This window comes from Zobellella iuensis, assembly GCF_016746085.1.
GTDB classification, from domain to species: domain Bacteria; phylum Pseudomonadota; class Gammaproteobacteria; order Enterobacterales; family Aeromonadaceae; genus Oceanimonas; species Oceanimonas iuensis.
The window spans coordinates 52,181-72,322 of the sequence record NZ_JAERTZ010000025.1; the positions used below are offsets into that span (position 1 = coordinate 52,181).

19 protein-coding genes, 1 tRNA gene and 2 riboswitches are annotated in these 20,142 nt (G+C 63.5%); of the genes, 9 read left to right on the forward strand and 11 right to left on the reverse strand.

From position 1 onward, the window contains the following. Positions 1-86 precede the first annotated feature (86 nt). Positions 87-162 (forward strand) — tRNA-Asn (locus JKV55_RS11075). 682 nt (positions 163-844) lie between these two features. On the opposite strand, the gene nagE is transcribed toward JKV55_RS11075, so the two are convergent. Further along, complete coding sequence (nagE, locus tag JKV55_RS11080; protein ID WP_202085234.1) at positions 845-2,344, reverse strand: N-acetylglucosamine-specific PTS transporter subunit IIBC; 1,500 nt, start codon at positions 2,342-2,344, stop codon at positions 845-847. 224 nt (positions 2,345-2,568) lie between these two features. Here nagE and nagB point away from each other — a divergent pair, with 224 nt between their 5' ends. The 5 genes from nagB to JKV55_RS11105 all read left to right on the forward strand — a co-directional run bounded on the left by nagB (position 2,569) and on the right by JKV55_RS11105 (position 6,831). Next, a complete protein-coding gene (nagB, locus tag JKV55_RS11085) occupies positions 2,569-3,372 on the forward strand; it encodes a glucosamine-6-phosphate deaminase (RefSeq protein ID WP_202085236.1) in 804 nt (267 codons plus the stop codon). Positions 3,373-3,378: 6 nt separating this feature from the next. Further along, on the forward strand, positions 3,379-4,524 hold the full coding sequence (gene nagA / locus JKV55_RS11090) for an N-acetylglucosamine-6-phosphate deacetylase (protein ID WP_202085238.1): 1,146 nt from the start codon (positions 3,379-3,381) through the stop codon (positions 4,522-4,524). Further along, on the forward strand, positions 4,521-5,735 hold the full coding sequence (locus tag JKV55_RS11095; protein WP_202085240.1) for an ROK family transcriptional regulator: 1,215 nt from the start codon (positions 4,521-4,523) through the stop codon (positions 5,733-5,735). Before nagA ends, JKV55_RS11095 begins: the two co-directional genes overlap by 4 nt. Continuing rightward, the gene (locus JKV55_RS11100) at positions 5,732-6,049 is read left to right on the forward strand and encodes a translation initiation factor (RefSeq protein ID WP_202085243.1); all 318 of its coding nucleotides are present in this window, start codon (positions 5,732-5,734) and stop codon (positions 6,047-6,049) included. Before JKV55_RS11095 ends, JKV55_RS11100 begins: the two co-directional genes overlap by 4 nt. Positions 6,050-6,086: 37 nt before the next feature. Further along, positions 6,087-6,251, forward strand: a riboswitch (yybP-ykoY riboswitch). 22 nt (positions 6,252-6,273) lie between these two features. After that, positions 6,274-6,831, forward strand: coding sequence for a TMEM165/GDT1 family protein (locus tag JKV55_RS11105; protein ID WP_202085246.1), 558 nt, complete (start codon positions 6,274-6,276; stop codon positions 6,829-6,831). 41 nt (positions 6,832-6,872) lie between these two features. On the opposite strand, the gene nhaD is transcribed toward JKV55_RS11105, so the two are convergent. Next, a complete protein-coding gene (gene nhaD / locus JKV55_RS11110; RefSeq protein ID WP_202085250.1) occupies positions 6,873-8,318 on the reverse strand; it encodes a sodium:proton antiporter NhaD in 1,446 nt (481 codons plus the stop codon). Positions 8,319-8,469: 151 nt separating this feature from the next. Beyond that, on the reverse strand, positions 8,470-8,670 hold the full coding sequence (locus JKV55_RS11115; RefSeq protein WP_202085253.1) for a hypothetical protein: 201 nt from the start codon (positions 8,668-8,670) through the stop codon (positions 8,470-8,472). Between the two features lie 10 nt (positions 8,671-8,680). Between JKV55_RS11115 and argA the strand changes: the two genes are divergently transcribed. Then, positions 8,681-10,009 (forward strand): amino-acid N-acetyltransferase, encoded by a 1,329-nt coding sequence (gene argA, locus JKV55_RS11120; protein ID WP_202085256.1) that lies wholly within the window; start codon positions 8,681-8,683, stop codon positions 10,007-10,009. Positions 10,010-10,075: 66 nt separating this feature from the next. Further along, positions 10,076-10,247: riboswitch (Lysine riboswitch) on the forward strand. Positions 10,248-10,313: 66 nt separating this feature from the next. Next, a complete protein-coding gene (lysC, locus tag JKV55_RS11125) occupies positions 10,314-11,651 on the forward strand; it encodes a lysine-sensitive aspartokinase 3 (RefSeq protein ID WP_202085259.1) in 1,338 nt (445 codons plus the stop codon). 153 nt (positions 11,652-11,804) lie between these two features. On the opposite strand, the gene JKV55_RS11130 is transcribed toward lysC, so the two are convergent. From JKV55_RS11130 to ald, 4 genes are read right to left on the reverse strand one after another with little or no spacing between them, the layout of a single operon-like run. Beyond that, positions 11,805-13,088 (reverse strand): MgtC/SapB family protein, encoded by a 1,284-nt coding sequence (locus JKV55_RS11130; protein WP_202085261.1) that lies wholly within the window; start codon positions 13,086-13,088, stop codon positions 11,805-11,807. A 22-nt stretch (positions 13,089-13,110) separates the two neighbouring features. Further along, complete coding sequence (locus tag JKV55_RS20245) at positions 13,111-13,797, reverse strand: glutathione S-transferase family protein (RefSeq protein ID WP_369409643.1); 687 nt, start codon at positions 13,795-13,797, stop codon at positions 13,111-13,113. Positions 13,798-13,807: 10 nt separating this feature from the next. Further along, entirely contained in the window at positions 13,808-14,533 is a 726-nt protein-coding gene (locus JKV55_RS11140; RefSeq protein ID WP_202085263.1) for a glutamine amidotransferase-related protein, read from the reverse strand. Between the two features lie 11 nt (positions 14,534-14,544). After that, complete coding sequence (ald, locus tag JKV55_RS11145) at positions 14,545-15,666, reverse strand: alanine dehydrogenase (protein WP_202085265.1); 1,122 nt, start codon at positions 15,664-15,666, stop codon at positions 14,545-14,547. A gap of 144 nt (positions 15,667-15,810) precedes the next feature. On the opposite strand from ald, the gene JKV55_RS11150 reads away from it, so the two are divergent. Beyond that, positions 15,811-16,353 carry a cupin domain-containing protein gene (locus tag JKV55_RS11150; protein ID WP_202085267.1) on the forward strand — a complete coding sequence of 181 codons (543 nt, stop codon included), beginning with the start codon at positions 15,811-15,813 and terminating at the stop codon, positions 16,351-16,353. A 340-nt stretch (positions 16,354-16,693) separates the two neighbouring features. Here JKV55_RS11150 and JKV55_RS11155 read toward each other — a convergent pair whose 3' ends face one another. From JKV55_RS11155 to potG, 4 genes are read right to left on the reverse strand one after another with little or no spacing between them, the layout of a single operon-like run. Then, the gene (locus JKV55_RS11155) at positions 16,694-17,233 is read right to left on the reverse strand and encodes a cupin domain-containing protein (protein WP_202085269.1); all 540 of its coding nucleotides are present in this window, start codon (positions 17,231-17,233) and stop codon (positions 16,694-16,696) included. A 10-nt stretch (positions 17,234-17,243) separates the two neighbouring features. Continuing rightward, positions 17,244-18,092, reverse strand: a complete 849-nt coding sequence (gene potI / locus JKV55_RS11160; protein ID WP_202085271.1) for a putrescine ABC transporter permease PotI — start codon at positions 18,090-18,092, stop codon at positions 17,244-17,246. 2 nt (positions 18,093-18,094) lie between these two features. Then, positions 18,095-18,991: a putrescine ABC transporter permease PotH gene (gene potH, locus JKV55_RS11165; RefSeq protein WP_202085273.1), complete on the reverse strand. Its 897-nt coding sequence runs from the start codon at positions 18,989-18,991 to the stop codon at positions 18,095-18,097. A 7-nt stretch (positions 18,992-18,998) separates the two neighbouring features. Beyond that, the gene (gene potG / locus JKV55_RS11170) at positions 18,999-20,120 is read right to left on the reverse strand and encodes a putrescine ABC transporter ATP-binding subunit PotG (protein ID WP_202085274.1); all 1,122 of its coding nucleotides are present in this window, start codon (positions 20,118-20,120) and stop codon (positions 18,999-19,001) included. Positions 20,121-20,142: the final 22 nt, after the last annotated feature.

A 20,142-nucleotide genomic window follows, 5' to 3' on the forward strand; every position in this document is an offset into this window, starting at 1 on the left:
CCCCGGGGCGGAGCCACCGAAAAAACCGATTTAGCCCTTGACCCTCCCCACCCCACTGCGTATTATCTGCGGCCTCTTCACGAGATTCCCCCTTAGTTCAGTCGGTAGAACGGCGGACTGTTAATCCGTATGTCGCTGGTTCAAGTCCAGCAGGGGGAGCCAAATTCTGCTCCGCTCCACTTGACTTATCCACCATTTCAGCTGTCACTTTTCACAAAAACCCACATTTTGTGTTTTTACTCTATTCCTGACACTGCCGTTCAGATACTGAGCGGAAATTTCTTGTATCTTTTTTTAACTTATTGTTTTTTAAAAAAATATACTTTGGTCAATTTTTTGCCGACTTATTGGAAAGGCCTGCCACAGCTGGCTTTGCACCGGTTTTGTCTATCCAATCCACAGCCTTATCCACAGAAATGGTGGATAAGTGAGCCAAGCCCTGCCGGCACAAGGGCCGCGCCCGCTGTGTATAACCTTTTGAGTCTGACCCCTTCCGGATGGTGAGCTTGACAGCTTGAAAAAATCACCAACGGAAAAAAACAACATGACCGCCACCTGCCCAGTTTACTGCACCATTCCGGACCTCTTGACCGGATTAAAATGTCTCCTTTCACCACCTTGGTGCACTTTATTCCCTTAAATAATAAAAAACGGCGCCGACCCGAGTCGGCACCGTTTGAACACGGATATCATCACTGCCCCTGTTGCCACCCTATTGACCGCCCCTGCATCCTCTTGCTGGCAAGCTCTGCCGCCCCTTATCTAGCTGCGGCAGAGCTGCCTGGCGGCCTCTACTTGTCGGAGTACCGCGTTCGGGCACCGCCATGTCAAGCGAGTGACGAGGTCAGCGATGGTCGGTCAACGCCTTGATCTCCGCCGCCATGATTTCCGCCAGCGGACCCAGTATCACCTGCAGGTTCTGGTCACCCAGCTTGACCACCCCCTTGGCCCCCAGCTCCTTCAGCCTGGTTTCGTCGACCCGGTTGCGATCCTTCATGGTGAGGCGCAGGCGGGTGATGCAGGCATCGATATTGGTCAGGTTGTCCTGCCCGCCCAGCGCTTCCAGGTATTCGCGCGCCAGTTCAGACTTGTCGGTCACGCTGCGACCGGAAGCGACCGGCTCGTCCGCCTCACGCCCCGGTGTTTTCAGGTTGAAGGCCTTGATGGCGAAGTAGAAGGTAGTGAAGTAGACGGCACCGAACACCAGCCCTATGCCCACCAGGGTCCAGGGCTTGGTGGCCAGGCCCCAGTTCAGCACCATGTCGAACAGGCCGGCGGAGAAACCGAAGCCGTGCAGCACCCCGAACAGGTTGACCACCACCAGCGACAGGCCGGTCAGCAGGGCATGGATACCATAGAGCACCGGCGCCAGGAACATGAAGGTAAACTCCAGCGGCTCTGTGATGCCGGTCAGGAAGGAGGTCACCGCCACCGACAGCAGCAGGCCGCCTACCTGGGCCCGTTTGTCCTTGGGTGCCGCCAGTACCATGGCCAGAGCGCCCGCCGGCAGGCCGAACATCATCACCGGGAAGAAGCCGGCCATGAACACCCCGGCGGTGGGGTCACCGGCGAAGAAGCGGTGCAGGTCGCCGCGGGTCGCCTCGCCGGCAATCTGGGTAATGGTGGCCCCATCCACGCCGGGGACGGCACCGCCCACGCTGAGCGTGCGCACCAGCGCCGGATCCATGCAGATATTTTGTATCGCCCCGGCGGCCTCGTAAGTCACCTTGAGACACTCGCCCAGGCCGAACCAGAAGATGGAATTCACCACATGATGCAGCCCCACCGGGATCAGGCCCCGGTTCAGCAGGCCGTAGAAGAACTGGCCGATACCGCCGGAGGTCGATACCGCCATGCCGAAGGTATCGATGCCGTGCTGAATGGCCGGCCAGACAAAGCCGGCGATAAAAGCGGCCAGCAAGGCCACCAGGCCGGTCATGATCGGCACCAGCCGTTTGCCGCCGAAGAAGGCCAGATAATCGGGCAACTTGACCATATGGAAGCGGTTATAGCAGTGACCGGCGATGATACCGGCGATGATGCCGCCGAAAAACGACATGTCGATTTCGCTGTTGATGGTCTTGGCCGCGCCGGTCAAGACAAAGTAACCAACGGCTCCGGCCAGGGCCGCCGCACCGGCGTCATCCTTGGACAGACCGACGGCGATGCCCAGGCCGAACAGCAGCGGCAGCTGGCTGAAGATGGCCCCGCCCGCCTCGGCGATAAAGGCCACGCCCAACAAATCCGGTTGTCCCAGGCGCAACAGCAGCGCCGCCACTGGCAGGGTCGCGATGGGTAACATCAGCGCCTTGCCCAATTTCTGTAAATAACCCAGCACGTTCACGGCCAATCTCCTTATACATGTCTTTAGGGAGCCAGTTCTGTCCAAACCGGCTTGCACCCAGTCTATGCGCATATAATTCACACAACAAATTAAGATCTGATTATTTGTGATTAGAATCACTTAAATTGATTATTTAAAGACCGACACGCTGGCCAATAACCCCAACTTATTTTACTATGAAAAATATGATCATCCTTCGATACTCAACTTAAAAGGTGTCCGCCATGCGTTTAATCCCCCTCTCCACCGCTACCCTGGTCAGCCGCTGGGCCGCCTGCCATATCGCCGACCGGATCAAGGCCTTTGCCCCCACCGCCGAGCGCCCCTTCGTGCTCGGCCTGCCCACCGGCGGTACTCCCCTGGCCACCTACCAGGAGCTGATCAAGCTGTACCAGGCCGGGGATGTCAGTTTCCGCCATGTGGTCACTTTCAATATGGACGAATATGTCGGGCTGCCCCAAACGCATCCCCAGAGCTACCACCATTTCATGCATGAGCATTTCTTCAATCATGTGGACATCCGGCCTGAAAACATCAACCTGCTGGATGGCAATGCCCCGGATCTGGAGGCCGAGTGCCGCCGTTACGAAGACAAGATCAGGCAATACGGCAAGATCCACCTGTTTATGGGCGGGGTGGGCAGCGACGGTCATATCGCTTTCAATGAGCCGGCTTCTTCTTTATCCTCTCGTACCCGGATAAAAACCCTGACCGAAGATACCCGGCTGGCCAACTCCCGCTTCTTCGACAACGACCCCGAGCAGGTACCGCGCCTGGCGCTGACCGTGGGCGTGGGCACGCTGCTGGATGCCGAAGAAATCATGATACTGGTGACCGGCCACAATAAGGCCCTGGCCTTGCAGGCGGCGGTGGAAGGCGGCGTCAACCACATGTGGACGGTCTCGGCCCTGCAGCTGCATCCGCGCGGCCTGATCGTGTGCGACACCGCCGCCACCATGGAACTCAAGGTGAAGACGGTACGCTACTTCGAGCAGTTGGAAGCCGACAATATCAAACACCTGGAGTAAGCCCCCATGTTTGCCCTGACCCACTGCATCCTGTTCGACGGCGAACGCCTGCACAACGACCAGGCGGTCGTGATCGAACAGGACAAGATTGCCGCCATCCTGCCTCTGGCCGGGCTGGCCGACGAGCTCCCCCGCCACGACCTGGGCGGGGCCCTGCTCAGTGCCGGCTTTATCGACCTGCAACTCAACGGTTGCGGCGGCGTCATGTTCAACGACGACATCAGCCTGGACACCCTGGATACCATGCACAGGGCCAACCTGAAGTCCGGCACCACCAGCTTCCTGCCGACCCTGATCACTTCCCCCGATGCCGATATGCAGCAGGCGGTGGCGGTTACCCGGGAATACATGGCCCGCTACCGGCACCGGGTGCCGGGTCTGCACCTGGAAGGCCCCTACACCAACGTCAAACGCAAGGGCATTCATCCCGAACGGCAGATCCGGGCGCTGGACGAGCCCATGCTGGCCTTCCTGTGCCAAAACGCTGACGTCATCGCCAAGCTGACCCTGGCCCCCGAGTGCAACAGCGCCGGGCACATCCGCCGCCTGGCCGAGGCCGGCATCCTGGTGTCCATGGGCCATACCGCCGCCAGCTACGACGAAGCCATGGCCGGCTTCGAGGCCGGGGTGGGCTTCGCCACCCACCTCTACAACGCCATGACCCCCACCGTCAGCGGCCGCGAACCCGGCGCCGTGGGCGCCGTCTACGATCACCCCGGAGTCTGCGCCGGCATCATAGTGGACGGCCATCATGTGCACTATGCCAATGTACGGCTGGCCCACAAGGTGCTGGGCGAGCGGCTGTGCCTGGTGACCGACGCCACCGCCGCCGCCGGCGCCGGACCCGACTTCACCCGGTTCGATTTTTGCGGTGCCACCGTCTATGTGCGGGATGGGCAATGCGTGGATGAGCATGGTACACTCGGCGGCTCGGCGCTGACCATGGTGGAAGGGGTCCGCAACCTGGTTGAACAGGTCGGGCTGCCACTGGAGGAAGCGCTGCGCATGGCCAGCCTTTATCCGGCCCGGGCACTGGGCCTGGACCGGGAGCTGGGCTCCGTCGCCGTCGGCAAGGTGGCTAATCTGGTGGCTTTTGACACCCATTATCGGGTCAGGGCCACATTGGCAAACGGACATTTCACAACCCAATGACCCGCGGACAAATCGCCAATGTTGACCTGGTCAAACAGGTCAACAGCTCAGCCGTCTACCGGCTGATCGACAGCCAGGGCCCGATCTCCCGGGTCAAGATTGCCGAGCTGAGCAACCTGGCTCCGGCCAGCGTGACCAAAATCACCCGGACCCTGCTCGAGCACGGCCTGATCCGGGAAATGGAGCACCAGGCTTCCACCGGCGGCCGTCGCGCCATTTCGCTGACCACGGTCACCAAAGACTTCCACCTGATCTCGGTGAAACTGGGCCGGGGCGAGCTCAGCCTGTCGCTGTACGATCTGGAAGGCCATCCCCACGGCCGGGAGATCCATGTCTTTCCCTCCCAGCCGCAAGATGCCCTGCTGACGGCGCTCTGTGCCTATATCGGCGACTTTATCGCCCGCCGGGCGGGCAAGCTCAACCTGATTGCCCTGTCGGTGATCATGCCGGGCCTCACCGACGCCCTGCGTGGCCAGGTGATCTACCACCCCAGTTACCCCTTGGCCCAGGTAGAGCTGGCCGCCATACTGCGCCGGGCACTCGGGCTGCCGGTATTCATCGGCAACGATATTCGTGCCCTGGCCCTGGCCGAACATTATTTCGGCGCGGCACGGGACTGCCTGGACTCGGTACTGGTCAGCGTGCACCACGGTGTCGGTGCCGGCATCATCACCGAAGGGCGCATCTTCAAGAGCCTGGGCCGGGACGTGGCGGAAATCGGCCATATCCGGGTCGATCCCCTGGGCGATCGCTGCCACTGCGGCAACTTCGGCTGCCTGGAAACCATGGTGGCCGACGCCGCCCTGCTGCGTCAGGCTGCCAAGATGCTGGAGCAGGGCTATCACAGCCAGCTGAGGCCCGAGCAGCTGACCATGACCGCCCTGTGCCAGGCGGCCCTGGCCGGCGATCAACTGGCACGCAACATACTGGAGCGCGCCGCCGAACACCTGGGTCAGGCCCTGGCCATCATGGTCAACCTGTTCAACCCGCAGAAGCTGTTGCTCACCGGTGCCCTGTGCGAGGCCGAGAGCATCGTGTTTCCGTTGATCGGCAAGGCCATCGAGTACCAGTCCCTGCCCAGCTTCCACCAGGGCCTGCCCCTGGTGCGGGCCCACTTCCAGGACGACCAGACCATCGGCGGCCTGGCCCTGGTCAAACGTGCCCTGCTGGAGGGCGAACTGCTGCAACTCATCATAGAGCCGAAATCATGAACAAGTTAGTCTACAGCACGGATCCCGGCTGGCGGGCCGATGACGAGCAGGCGGCCGGCGGCAACAGCCCCTTCCCCGCCGACGGCCTGGTGCGGCTGCGCCGCGAAACCAAGGGCCGCAAGGGCGCCGGTGTCATCTGCATCTACGGCGTACCGGCGGAGCAGGTCAAGGAGCAGGCCAAGCGCCTGAAGTCCCAGCTCGGCACCGGCGGCGCCATCAAGGACGGTGTTATCGAGATCCAGGGCGACCGGCTGGAGCAGGTGACCGCCCTGCTGACCAAGGCCGGCTTCCAGGTCAAGAAGGTGGGCGGCTAAGCCCTTGCTTTTTTACCGCCGACCGCTAGAATGGCGGCTCCTGCACAAGGGGGAGTAGTCGCTCTACGCGAGACGGTCGTCAACATCATTGGTGCAAAATCACCATGGCGGCCGTGACCTTTAGGGGTTTGACGAGACCTTTGACAGGCTGATGCCGATACCGGGGACGGGCGGCACGGCTTGCTCATTGGTTGATAACAATCCTGTCCCCTCTGGTATACACCTTGGAAGCCTTGACCACCTCGACCCTTGCCGTCGCCATCGCCGAAATCGGCGATAAAACCCAGTTGCTCGCCCTGGTGCTGAGCTGTCGTTTCAGAACGCCCCTGACCATCATCCTCGGCATCCTGGCCGCCACCCTGCTCAACCACGCCCTGGCGGGCTGGGTCGGCGTCTGGATACAGCACTGGCTGGATCCCAACTGGCTGCGCTGGCTGCTGGCCGCCTCTTTCTTCGCCATGGCCGCCTGGATGCTGATCCCCGACAAGCTGGACGACGAAGAGGGCCGTTTCCGCCGCTTCGGCCCCTTCGTCACCACCTTCGTGCTGTTCTTCCTGGCGGAGATGGGCGACAAGACCCAGCTCGCCACCGTGCTGCTGGCGGCCCGTTTCGTGGAGGATTTCTGGCTGGTGGTGGCCGGCACCACCCTGGGCATGATGGCCGCCAATGTGCCCGTGGTCTTGCTCGGCAGGAAAGGCGCCGATCGCATCCCCATGAAGTGGATACACGGCGCCAGCGCGGTCATCTTCGTGGTATTGGGCGTCACCACCCTGTGGTGGTAGCCTGAAAGGACGCCGCCCCGTTGACGGGGCGGCGTGCCGGCTTAGCCGTAGATATTGAAACTGTCGGCGTTGAGCCAGAGGTGGGCGAGGATGCTCACCACGTAGCCGAGGAAGATCACCGGCGCCCACTTGAGGTGGCCGAAGAAGGTGTACATGCCGCGAGCCTGGCCCATCAGTGCCACCCCGGCGGCGGAGCCGATGGACAGCAGGCTGCCGCCCACGCCGGCGGTGAGGGTGATCAGCAGCCAGTTGCCGTGGGACATTTCCGGCTGCATGGTCAGCACCGCGAACATCACCGGAATGTTGTCGACGACGGCCGACAATATGCCCAGCGCCACGTTGGCATAGACCACGTTCCACTGGGTGTAGAGCAGATCGGACACCAATGCCAGGTAGCCCATGTAGCCCAGCCCGCCCACGCACATCACCACCCCGTAGAAGAACAGCAGGGTGTCCCACTCGGCGCGGGAAACCCGGCTGAACACGTCGAAGGGCACCACGCTGCCGAGGCGTTTGAGCGCTTCCTCGTCGCCCCGCTTCTGGGCCAGGGCCCGCTTGCGCGCCAGTGACCCGGGCAGGGTCTGGCGCAGGAAATAGCCGAAGAACTGCAGGTAACCCAGGCCGGTCATCATGCCCAGCACCGGCGGCAGGTGCAGCAGGCTGTGGCAGGCCACGGCGGAGGCGATGGTCAGCAGGAACAGGCAGACGATGCGGATGGCGCCACGCTTGAGTTCTACCTCCTCGTAGAGGGCGGCCGGCTTGCGGTTTTCCACGAAGAAATTCATCACCAGCGCCGGCACCAGGTAGTTGAGCAGGGAGGGAATGAACAGGATAAAGAACTCGTTGAACTTGACGATGCCGGCCTGCCACACCATCAGGGTGGTGATATCGCCGAAGGGACTGAAGGCGCCGCCGGCGTTGGCGGCGATGACGATGTTCACGCAGCACAGGTTGATAAAGCGTTTGTCCCCTTCCGCCACCTTGGTCACCACGGCACACATCAGCAGGGCCGTGGTCAGGTTGTCGGCGATAGGCGAAATGAAAAAGGCCAGGAAACCGGTCAGCCAGAACAGGGCCTTGTAACTGAAGCCCTTGCGCACCATCCAGGCACGCAGCGCATCGAACAGCCGGCGTTCTTCCATGGCGTTGATATAGGTCATGGCCACCAGCAGGAACAGCAGCAGCTCGGCGTATTCCAGCAGGTTATGGCGAAACGCCGCTTCCGTGACCCCGGGGATGCCGTGGTTGATGTAGGTCCAGCCGATGGCCACCCAGATGATGCCGGCGGCCACCAGTACCGGTTTGGACTTGCGCAGATGCAGGTATTCTTCCCCCATCACCAGCAGGTAGGCGATGACGAAGATAACGACGGCAAAAATGCCGACGGTGGAACTGGTCAAATCCAGTTGACCCCCAGCAGCAAACACGGGCGTGCTGGCAAGCGCTGCCAGCCCCCCCAGAATGGACAAGCACAGTTTCCTTTGCATTGTTTTTTCTCGCTTTTGTTGTTTTGGCTATAGTTACTGGCCGCTTTGCCCGGTATAAAGGGCAAAACGCCCAAAAAGATTAACATAAAGCAGTTACCAAGACAGTTTTGATTCTTGGCGTCGGCTCGCATTTTTTATATCGAGATGACGGTCATGTGGCCTGCTCCCGACGGCGTTGCAGTTGCACCCAGTATCCACGTTCTCGCCTTCGCCGGCGTTGATAAAAATCAAGCTCCCGTCGGCCCGCAACCGGCGGCGGCAGCCAGGAAAAGCCGTCAAAGAGTAAATATTTAATCTTGTTTTTTGCATTATTTTTCACGATCATTGCTCTCTGTTTTTTCTTCCGTTTCAAAGGACAGTCCGTGCGCGATAATGATGCCGCCCTGGTCAAGGCATTTCGTCAATCCAGCCCCTATGTGAATCTGCACCGGGGCTCCACCTTCGTGGTCATGCTCGGAGGGGAAGCCATAGATCAGGATAATTTTCCCAATATCATCAGTGATATAGCGCTGCTTACCAGCCTCGGGATCCGGCTGGTCATCGTGTTCGGCGCTCGCCCGCAAATCGACCGGGGGCTGGAGGAAGCCGGCCTGGAAGGCCTCTTCCACAAGCACACCCGGGTCACCGATGAAAGCAGCTTTCGGGTGATCAAGGACGTCTGCGGCGGCCTGCAGATGGACATCATGGCCCGGCTGTCGATGGGGCTGGTCAACACCCCCATGCAGAATGCCCGCATCAACGTGGTGACCGGCAACTTCGTCATCGCCCAGCCCCTGGGAGTGGATGACGGCGTGGACTACCAGCACTCGGGCCGGGTGCGCCGCATCCACACCGACACCATCCACCACCAGCTGGCCAACGGTGGCACAGTGCTGATCTCCCCCATCGGCTTCTCGGTCACCGGCGAAAGCTTCAACCTGTCTTCGGAAGAGCTGGCCCGGCGACTGGCCATCGAGCTCAAGGCCGACAAGCTGATCGGCTTCTGCTCCCAGCGCGGGGTCATGAACGAGGACGGGGTCGCCATTGCCGAGCTCTTTCCCGAGCAGGCGGAGGAGCATCTGCAGCGGCTGCTGGCGGAAGGCGACACCCTGTCCGGCACCGCCCGCTACCTGCGCGCCGCCATCTCCAGCTGCCGCGCCGGGGTGCCGCGCAGCCACCTGGTCAGCTACCGGGAAGATGGAGCCCTGATCCAGGAGCTGTTCACCCGCGACGGCCTGGGCACCCAGATCGTCAGCCAGAGCGCCGAGCAGGCCCGCCAGGCCCGCATCGACGACATCGGCGGCATCCTCGACCTGATCCGTCCGCTGGAAGAAGAAGGCATACTGGTGCGCCGTTCCCGGGAACAGCTGGAGATGGAAGTGGATCAGTTCACCATCATCGAAAAGGACGGCGCCATCATCGGCTGTGCCGCCCTCTATCCCTTTCCGGAGGAAAGCATGGCGGAGATGGCCTGCGTCGCCATCCATCCGGATTACCGCCGGGGCAGCCGGGGTGACATGCTGCTGCACAAGGTGGAAGAGCAGGCCAAGAAGCGCGGGTTGACCCGGCTGTTTATTCTTACCACCCGCTCCATCCACTGGTTCCAGGAGCGCGGCTTCGAGCCGGTCGACGTCAGCGCCTTGCCCATGGGCAAGCAACAGCTGTACAACTACCAGCGCCGTTCGAAAATCATGATAAAAAGCCTGGCATGAATGGATTTTGCCATTTAACCATTGACAGCGCCCGGCGGAGTCAGTAGTTATATGGCAGCCCGCTTCGGGCAAAGAAGAGGCGCGTTATTCAGGCAGCCGGCAGGAGGAGCTCCCACTCCCGAGATCGCCGGTCAGGGGAGATAACGCCGAGGTGGTGATGCGGGGCAGCGTATCACCGTCGGCTACGAAGGCTGAATCCTTCGGGTTGTCACCTTGTGGGTGGAGTGCTTCTACGTGACCTTTCCCGTCTCTGCAGTCGTTCCCCCGTTATTTGTTTTCGCATGCACACATCAAGGAGCTGCACTTGAGCCAGTTAACCGTTGCCAAATTCGGCGGAACCAGCGTTGCCGACGCCGATGCCATGGGCCGTTGCGCCGCCATTCTCGAGCAAAACCCCAGCACCCGCCTGGCGGTGTTGAGCGCCAGTTCCGGCGTTACCAACCTGCTGGTGGCCCTGGCCTCGGGGGAGCACCAGCCCGACAGCCGTGCCAGCCTGCTGCAGCAGTTGACCGAGATCCAGCAAGGCATTCTCGACAGTCTGGAACGGCCCGAAATGCTGACCCGGCATATCGAAGAGATACTGCACCATATCAAGGAGCTGTCCGACAGCGCCGCCATCAGCCCCACCAAGGCGCTGCACGATGAAATCGTGGCCCAGGGCGAGCTGATGTCCACCCGACTGTTCGTGGAGCTGCTGCGCCAACGCGGCACCCAGGCCATCTGGTTCGACGTGCGCCGGGTGATGCGCACCGACGATCGCTTCAGCCGCGCCACCCCGGATCTCACCGCCCTGGCCGCGGCGGCGGAAGAAGAACTCAGGCCCCTGTGCGATCACCAGCTGGTGGTGACCCAGGGCTTTATCGGCGCCGCCAACGACGGCCGCACCACCACCCTGGGCCGGGGCGGCAGCGATTTTTCCGCCGCCCTGCTGGGGGAAGCGCTGGCAGCCGCCGCCGTCGAAATCTGGACCGACGTGCCCGGTATCTACACCACGGATCCGCGCCTGGTGAGCGAGGCCCGCGCCATTCCCGAAATCAGCTTCAGCGAAGCCTCTGAAATGGCCACTTTCGGCGCCAAGGTGCTGCATCCCGCCACCCTGCAACCGGCGGTGCGCCGCCAGATCCCGGTGTTCGTAGGCTCGAGCAAGGCGCCGGAAGCCGGCGGCACCTGGATCCGCAACAGCACCCCCAGCCAGCCCCTGTTCCGCGCCCTGGCCCTGCGCCGCAACCAGGTGTTGCTGACCCTGACCAGCCAGAGCATGTTCCAGGCCCACGGCTTTTTGGCCGAGGTGTTCGGCATCCTGGCCAAGCACAAGATTTCGGTAGACCTCATCACCACCTCGGAGATCAGCGTGTCCCTGACCCTGGATGCCGGCGCCGAGCTGCTCACCGAGGAAGTGCAAGCCGAGCTCAGCAAGCACTGCCACCTCAAGGTGGAGCACGGCCTGGCGCTGGTGGCGCTGATCGGCAACCGCATGAGCGAAGTCAACGGCACCGGCAGCCGGGTGTTCCAGGCCCTGAGCGACGTCAATATCCGCATGATCTGCTACGGCGCCAGCCCCCACAACCTGTGCTTCCTGGTCGAGGAAGACGTAGCCGGCCAGGTGGTGGCCGACCTGCACCGGGAACTGCTGCCGGCGTAAACCGGCTGGAAGCTGGAAGAAAAAATAGCAAACGGCGCTGCGATGTACGGCGCCGTTTTTTATTGCCGAAGGCCGGCTCGAGTCGAGATGGAATACGCCACTCTCCCTGGCCACATGGTACCGCTTCCAGCTCCAAGCTCCCGGCTTAGCGCTTCAGTTCATCCCCCAGGCCACGCCCAGGCCGGCCAACAGCGAGGCAGCCATCGCCAGGGCCACTCGCCGGCCCAGGGCGCTATCTCCCAGCGCCAGGGCCATGGCCGCCTTCACCAGGTTGTTGACCGACGCCGCCAGCACTATGCCGAGCACGGCGGTGCCGTGATCGATACCGGACAGCGACATCCGTGTCAGCGACAGGGTAATGGCGTCCACGTCGGCCACCCCGGAGGCGAGCGACAGCAACAGTATGCCGGCCCGGCCCAGCACCGCCTTCAGCCACTCCCCCAGCAGCATGATCACCAGGATAAGGCCACCGAACAGGAAGGCGGCCTTCAGATCCAGCGGGTTCAGATGCAGGCTGGGCTGGTCCACGTTCGCCTCGGTGCGGTGGCGGCGCCAGATCCAGACCGCGGGCACATAGAGCAGCAAGGTCATCACCAGCACCGGCAGCCAGAGGTCGGTCAACAGCGCCGGGTTGATCAGGGCACAGTACACCAGGATGCGCGGGAACATGGTGCCGCAGGCCAGCAGCACGCCGGCCGCCAGCAGGGGGGACAGCACCGCTGATTCCCGGGACAGGCGGGAATAATGCAGGGTCAGGGCGGTGGAGGAGCTCAGCCCCGCGAACAGGCTGGTGAAGAGGATGCCCTTCTCGGTGCCGCCGACCCGGATGGCGAAATAACCGACAAAGGAAATGGAGGCGATCAGCACCACCATCCACCAGATTTCGTAAGGATTGATGGCGCCGCCCGGCCCCATGTCCCTGTTGGGCAACAGCGGCAGCATCACCACGGTGATCAGCAGCAGCTTGAGCCCGGCGTCCAGCTCGTGCTCCTGCAGTTTCTGCAGCAGGCCGTGGATTTCCCGCTTGTTGTCGAGGATAAAGGCGGTGATCACCGCGGCGGTGGCGGCAATGGCCGGGTTGTCGAGCATCGCCAGGGCGCCGAAGCAGAAGGTCAGCACCAGGCCGACGCTGCCGGTAATACTGTAATCGGACAGCTCCCGGCTGCGGGCCCGGTAGGCCACCAGGGTCAGGGCGAAGACGCCGAGCAGGCCGGCCACCGTCAGCCACTGGCCGACATGGCTGCCGAGCAGGGCCGTGAGGCCGCCGAGCAGGCCGACCAGGGCGTGGGTACGGATGCCGGCCACCCGCAACCCGGCCTGGGTATCCCGGCTCTGCCAGCCGCGTTGGATACCGATAAGGGTGCCCAGCAGCAGCGCCACCCCCAGCCGCGCCAGGCTCTGGTGCCCGGCCAGCAGGGTTTCCGCCAGTTCGTCCATGGGCGACTCCCGAAACCGGGCCTCAGCCCGGGCTCCGGCGCCTGTCCTCGAGCAGGGTGCCGGCCTGCAGGGCTTCCTGCTCGTGGCCCGGCTCCCGCCAGGGCTCCGCCAGGGCCGCCGCCAGCCATTCCTGCATCGCCGGCAGTTCCAGTATGCGCTGGGCGTAGTCGGCGGCAGCCGGTGCCAGCGGCAGGCGGTAGTTGATGGCCCGGAACACCGCGGGGGCGAAGAAGGCATCCACCGCACCGAAGGCCTCGCCCGCCAGCCAGGGACCGCCGAAGCGGGAAAGCCCGTCCTGCCACAGCTCGTTCAGGCGGTCGAGATCCTGGCGCAGGGCATCATCCATGGCTCCAAGGGCGATATGCAGGCCGCAGTTCATCGGGCATTGGCTGCGCAGGGCACCGAAGCCCGAGTGCATCTCGGCCGCGGCCGACCTGGCCCAGGCCCGGGCCTCTTTGGCCTTGGGCCAGATGGCCGGGCAGGACTCGGCCAGGTATTCCACTATCGCCAGAGAGTCCCATATGGTGAGCTCCCCATCCACCAGGCAGGGTACCTTGCCGGTGGGCGAGAAACGGCGGAACTCGCTCCAGTTGGAGCCTTCTCCGAAAGGCACCAGCCGCTCGGTGAAGGGAATGTCCAGCATCCGCATCAATATCCAGGGCCGCAGCGACCAGGACGAATAGTTCTTGTTGGCGATATAGAGTTCCACTGCCTGCTCCTCAAGCTACAGGATTGCCGGTGTCGTCCGGAACATGGGGGCTCTCCCCCCGCAAAAAGGCCAGTATCATGCCCATCACCTCGGCGCCATGGTGGGGCTGTTCGATGGAGTCCATGGCGCTACGATAGCGCTCATCGTCGAACCGGTGCCGGCGCCGTTCCATCAGGAAGCGGGCGTAGTCGGGGGTGAACTCCGGGTGTCCCTGCACCCCCATCACCCGCTCGCCCAGGGTAAAGGCCGCATGGGGGCAAAAGGCGGAGCCGGCCAGCAACCGGGCCCGTTCGGGCAGGCGCAGCACCTGGTCCTGGTGGCTCACCAGCAGCCGGTAATCGGGGCCGCCCCCGGCCTGCCAGCGATAGCCGTGGTTGCCGATGCCCCAGCCCACCGGCGCCCGGTTCACCTCGCCACCGTGCATCAGCGCCAGTAACTGGTGGCCGAAACAGACGCCCGCCACCCGCTGGCCCGCCGCCAGCAATTCATGCACCCGGCACTTGAGCCGGGCCAGCCAGGGATAATCGCCGAAGGCATCGTGGCGGGCTCCGCTGATAATCCAGCCGTCCAGCCGGGTCTCCGGCTCCGGCAGTTCACCGGCCTCGGCATCGAACACCCGCAGCCGGGCATTGGGCATCACCTCGCGGATACGGTCGAAAAACAGATCGGGATAGTCGCCGCCGGCGCGGCGAAATTCCGGGTCGATATGATCACAAAGCAATAATCCGAGCTGCATAGGGCTCCTCTTCAAGCTCCCGCCAGTACGTCTTCCAGCGGGGTATAGGGTAAGTCATGAGCCTCGGCCACCGCCTGGTAGCAAAGCTTGCCGGCATGCACGTTCAGGCCCCGGGCCAGGTGTTCGTCGTCCTGCAGTGCCCGTCGCCAGCCCTTGTTGGCCAGGGCCTGGATAAAGGGAAGGGTGGCGTTGGTCAGGGCGAAGGTGGAGGTGCGCGCCACCCCGCCCGGCATGTTGGCCACGCAGTAGTGGACTATGCCGTCCACCTCAAAGGTGGGCTGCCGGTGGGTGGTGGCCCGGCTGGTCTCGAAACAGCCGCCCTGATCGATGGCCACGTCCACCAGCACGGCGCCCTTGGGCAGCAATTTCAGCATGTCGCGGGTCACCAGCTTGGGCGCCGCCGCCCCGGGGATCAGCACCGCTCCCACCACCAGATCGGCCCGGGGCAACTCGGCCTCGATGGCATCAGTGGTGGAGTACAGGGTCTTCAGGCCGGGGCCGTAGAGGTTGTCCAGCTCCTTCAGCCGCGGCAGGGATTTGTCGAACAGGGTCACGTCGGCACCCAGGCCCAGGGCCATGCGGGCGGCATGAATGCCCACCACGCCGCCGCCCAGCACCAGCACCCGCGCCGGTGCCACGCCGGGCACCCCGCCCAGCAGCACCCCGCGTCCGCCCTGGGCCTTTTCCAGGCAGTGGGCCCCGGCCTGGACCGCCATGCGCCCGGCCACCTCGCTCATCGGCGCCAGCAACGGCAGGCCGCCCTGGCGGTCGGTGACGGTTTCATAGGCGATGGCGGTACAACCGGACTTGAGCAGGCCCCGGGTCTGGGGCAGGTCCGGCGCCAGGTGCAGGTAGGTGAACAGCACCTGGCCGGACCCGAGGCGCCGGTATTCCTCGGCCTGGGGTTCCTTGACCTTGACTATCATCTCGGCGCGGGAGAACAGCTCGGCCGCGTCCGTTACCAGTTCGGCCCCGGCGTCGGCATAGTGCTCGTCCAGCAGGCCGATGGCGGCGCCCGCTCCGCTCTGCACCATGACCCTGTGGCCGTCCCGCACCAGCTCCTTGACGCCGCCGGGGGTCATGCCCACCCGGTACTCGTGGTTCTTGATTTCCGTCGGTACTCCGATATCCATACCCACCTCTGTGTGTCGGCAGTTTTGTGCGTTAGAATGCACGCCGGATCAAAGGCATCGCCCTGATCCTGTTATAGAATCGATGGCAATATCTTGCTCGCATCCGTTTTAACATTCAATTGGACTCAAGGAGAATTCCCGCAGATGGACATTGGCAATCGTCTGAAAACCGTACGGCAACAGGCCCAATTGTCCCAGCGTGAGCTCGCCAAGCGCTCCGGGGTGACCAACGGCTTTATTTCCCAGGTGGAAAAGAACCAGGTCAGCCCCTCCATCGGCTCCCTGAAGCGGCTGCTCGACGGCCTGCCCATGTCGCTGGCGGAATTTTTCGCCGAGGCCGAGGACAACAGCAACCCCGTGGTGTACCGGGCCGAAGAGCAGCCCGAACTGGGCTCCGGCGACATCAGCTACCGCCTGATCGGCGGCGGCTTTCCCGGCCGCGCCATAGGCCTGCTGTGCGAAACCATGCCGCCGGGAGCCGACACCGGCCCCGAGCTGCTCAGCCACGCCGGCCAGGAATGCGGGGTGGTGCTCCGGGGCCGGTTGCGGCTCACCGTGAGCGGGCAGGAGTTCGAGCTGGGCCCGGGCGACGGCTACTATTTCGACAGCACCCAGCCCCACCGCTTCGTCAGCATCGGCGACCAGCCGCTGGAGCTGGTCTCCGCCAATACTCCGCCTTCTTTCTAAGAACCTGTTTACGATCTGGTGTACGCGGCCAAAGAGCACTACTCCGCCGACTCGCCGTAAACCCATCCTTGGGGGCTCGACGGCGCCATCCCTGGCGCCAACGGTCGGCGGAGCAGCACTCTTTGTCCTCTCCAAAGCTCGGTGTCGCCTGTTGGTTAGACCATCAGCCAACAGCGGGGCTTGGAAGAGGTAACAGGGATTACCTCCACCGACCGTCACATGCCAGGGATGGCATGTGCCGAGCGCCACAGGGATGTGCTTGAAGCGTGTCGGTGGAGGTGCCCCTGTTGCCTTTTCGTTGGGTGGTAACAGGCAACCTTTCAAAGACCTTGAACAGGCTCTAGAAGGTCGGCGGCGTGGCCGCCGACACCAGCTCGCACACCTCGGTGCCGGTATTGCGAAAACGGTGGGGCTCCCGGGTATCGAAGTAGTAGCCGTCCCCCGCCCGCAGCAGGCAGCAATGCTCGCCCACCGTCACTTCGATTTCGCCCCGCAGCACCAGCCCCGCCTCTTCCGCCTCGTTGCTCAGCATGCCGGGGCCGGTGTCGGCCCCGGGCGGGTAGAGCTCCCGCTGCAGTGCCAGTCGGCGCCCATGCAGGGGGCCCACCAGCCACATCCGCACCTGGCCGCTGTTCATGGGCACCAGCTCGTGGTCGCGGAAGAACACCTGCCGGCGCGGCGCCTGCTCCAGGCTGAAGAACTCCCCCATGGAGATGGGAAAGCCGTCCAGCACCCGTTTCAGGGTGGCCACCGAGGGGTTCACCGCCGCCTGCTCGATCTGCGAGATCAGGCTGTTGTTGACCCCGGCGCGCCGGGCCAGCTCCCGCTGGGACAGGCCGTGGCGGGTGCGCAGCCACTTCAGTCGTTCCGCCAGCTCCATGGCCCCTCCCCTAGCCGCCGGCCCGGGCGGCGGCCGCTTCCTGGGCCCGGCGCCGCTCGGCCCGGGCCATCAGCCACCAGCCGATAAAGGTGACCAGGGACACTATCAGTATGATGATGGTCGCCAGGGCGTTGATCTTGGGGCTGACCCCCAGGCGCACGCTGGAGAACACCACCATGGGCAGGGTGGTGGCGTTGGGCCCGGACACGAAGCTGGCGATCACCAGATCGTCGAGAGACAGGGTAAAGGCCAGCAGCCAGCCGGCGATGATGGCCGGCGCTATGATGGGCAGGGTGATCACGAAGAACACCTTGAGCGGCCGGGCCCCCAGATCCATGGCCGCCTCCTCCACCGACTTGTCCAGCTCCCGCAGCCGGGAGCTGACCACTACCGCCACATAGGCGGTGCAGAAGGTGACGTGGGCAATCCAGATGGTGCTCATGCCCCGCTGGGCGGGCCAGCCCAGCCAGTCGCCCATGGCCACGAACAGCAACAGCAGCGACAGGCCGGTGATCACCTCGGGCATCACCAGGGGCGCCGTGATCATAAAGGCGAAGCCGCTCTCGCCCTTGAAGCGGCCGATACGGGTGAGCACGAAGCCCGCCACCGTGCCCAGTACCACGGCGGCGGTGGCGGCGAAGAAGGCGATGGTCAGGCTCAGCCCCACCGCCTGCATCAGCATCTGATCCCGCAGCAGCTCGCCGTACCAGCGGGTGGACCAGCCGGCCCACACCGTGACCAGGCGCGAGCTGTTGAAGGAGTAGATGATCAGCAGCAGCATGGGCAGGTAGAGGAAACCGAAGCCCAGCAGCAGGATCAGGGGGCGCAGCCGGGAGCGGCTGACGGGGATGCCGTTCATGGTCAGCCCTCCAGCTCTTTGCGTTGAATACGGTGGAACCACATGATGGGCACCATCAGCAACAGCAGCATGACGCTGGCCACCGCCGCCGCTATCGGCCAGTCCCTGTTGTTGAAGAACTCCTGCCACAGCACCCGGCCGATCAGCAGGGTATCGGGGCCGCCGAGCAGTTCGGGGATGACGAACTCCCCCACCGCCGGGATGAACACCAGCATGGAGCCGGCGATGATGCCGCCCTTGGTGAGCGGCACTATCACCGTGGCCAGGGTCTTCCAGGGCCGCGCCCCCAGATCCGCCGCCGCCTCCACCAGGGAATAGTCGAGCCGCATCAGGGCGGTGTAGAGCGGCAGCACCATAAAGGGCAGGTAGGCGTAGACGATGCCGATATAGACGGCGGTGTTGGTGTTGAGGATCTGCAACGGCGCCTCTATCGCCCCCAGCCAGAGCAGCAGGTTGTTGAGGAAGCCGTTGTTGCTGAGGATGCCCATCCAGGCGTAAACCCGGATCAGGAAGGAGGTCCAGGATGGCAGTATCACCAGCATCAGCAGCACGTTGCGGGTGGAGGGCCGGGAATGCACTATGGCCCAGGCCAGGGGAAAGCCGATCAGCAGGCACAGCAGGGTGGAGATGGCCGCCACCCGCAGCGACTGCAGGTAGGACTGGAGATAGAGGCTGTCGGTCAGCAGGAACAGGTAGTTGCCGAAGTTGAGCACGATTTGCAGCTGCTCGTTGGCGAACTTCACCACCTCGCCGTAGGGCGGAATGGCCAGGGCCGCCTCGGACAGGCTGATCTTGAACACGATAAGAAAAGGGATCAGGAAAAACAGCAACAGCCAGGTATAGGGCAGCGCTATCACCAGGCTGCGGCCCAGCCTCGAACGGGAACGGGTGTTCATCATCACCTCCCTAGATCAACAAGACGGCGCAGCTGTCCGCCTCCCAGCGCAGATACACCCGGTCGCCCCAGGTGGGGTTGCCCTTGCGGTGCCGGTCCACATTGGGCAGGGTGGCCAGGATGCGCTTGCCCGAGGCCAGGCGCACATGGTAGATGGACAGTCCGCCCAGGTAGGCGATTTCGTCCACCAGCCCGGTCAGCCAGTTGGCGTCCTCGGCCGGGGCCTCGGCACAGAGGTGCATCTTCTCCGGGCGCACCGCTATCATCAGCGGCAGCCCCTCGGCGATGGACAGGCCGTGGTTGACCCGCAGCGGCTGCTCCAGCTGCGGACTGCGGATCTGGGCGCTGTCGGTCTCGTTGTGCTCCAGCACCCCCTCGAACACATTGACCGAGCCAATAAACTCGGCGCTGTAACGGCAGTTGGGATATTCGTAGACATCCAGCGGATCCCCCACCTGCACCAGCCGCCCCTTGTTCATGATGGCGATGCGGCCGGCCATGGTCATGGCTTCCTCCTGATCGTGGGTCACCATGACGCAGGTGACCCCCACCTGCTCGATGATGTTGACCAGCTCCAGCTGCATCTCCTCCCTGAGCTTCTTGTCGAGCGCGCCCATGGGCTCGTCCAGCAGCAGCAGCTTGGGCCGCTTGGCCAGGCTGCGCGCCAGGGCCACCCGCTGGCGCTGGCCGCCGGAGAGCTGGTGGGGCTTGCGCCGGGCGAACTCTTCCATGTGCACCAGTTTGAGCATATGGGCCACCCGCTCGGCGATCTCCGCCCTGGGCAGGCGGTCCTGCTTGAGGCCGAAGGCGATATTGGCCTCCACCGTCATATGGGGGAAGAGGGCATAGGACTGGAACATCATGTTGATGGGCCTGTCATAGGGGGGCACCTCGGCGATGTCGACCCCGTCGAGCAGGATCTCGCCCTTGCTCGGCTGTTCAAAACCGGCCAGCACGCGCAGCAGGGTGGACTTGCCGCAGCCGGAGGCGCCGAGCAGGGCGAAGATCTCCCCCCGGCGGATACTGAGGCTGACGTCGTCCACCGCCGGCTGGCCGTCGAACAGCTTGCTGACGTTGCGGATCTCCAGAAAAGGCCGGGCCTCGGCCCGCTCTTCCTTGCCCTGTTCCGGCATGTTCACCTCCTTGCGAAAAGAA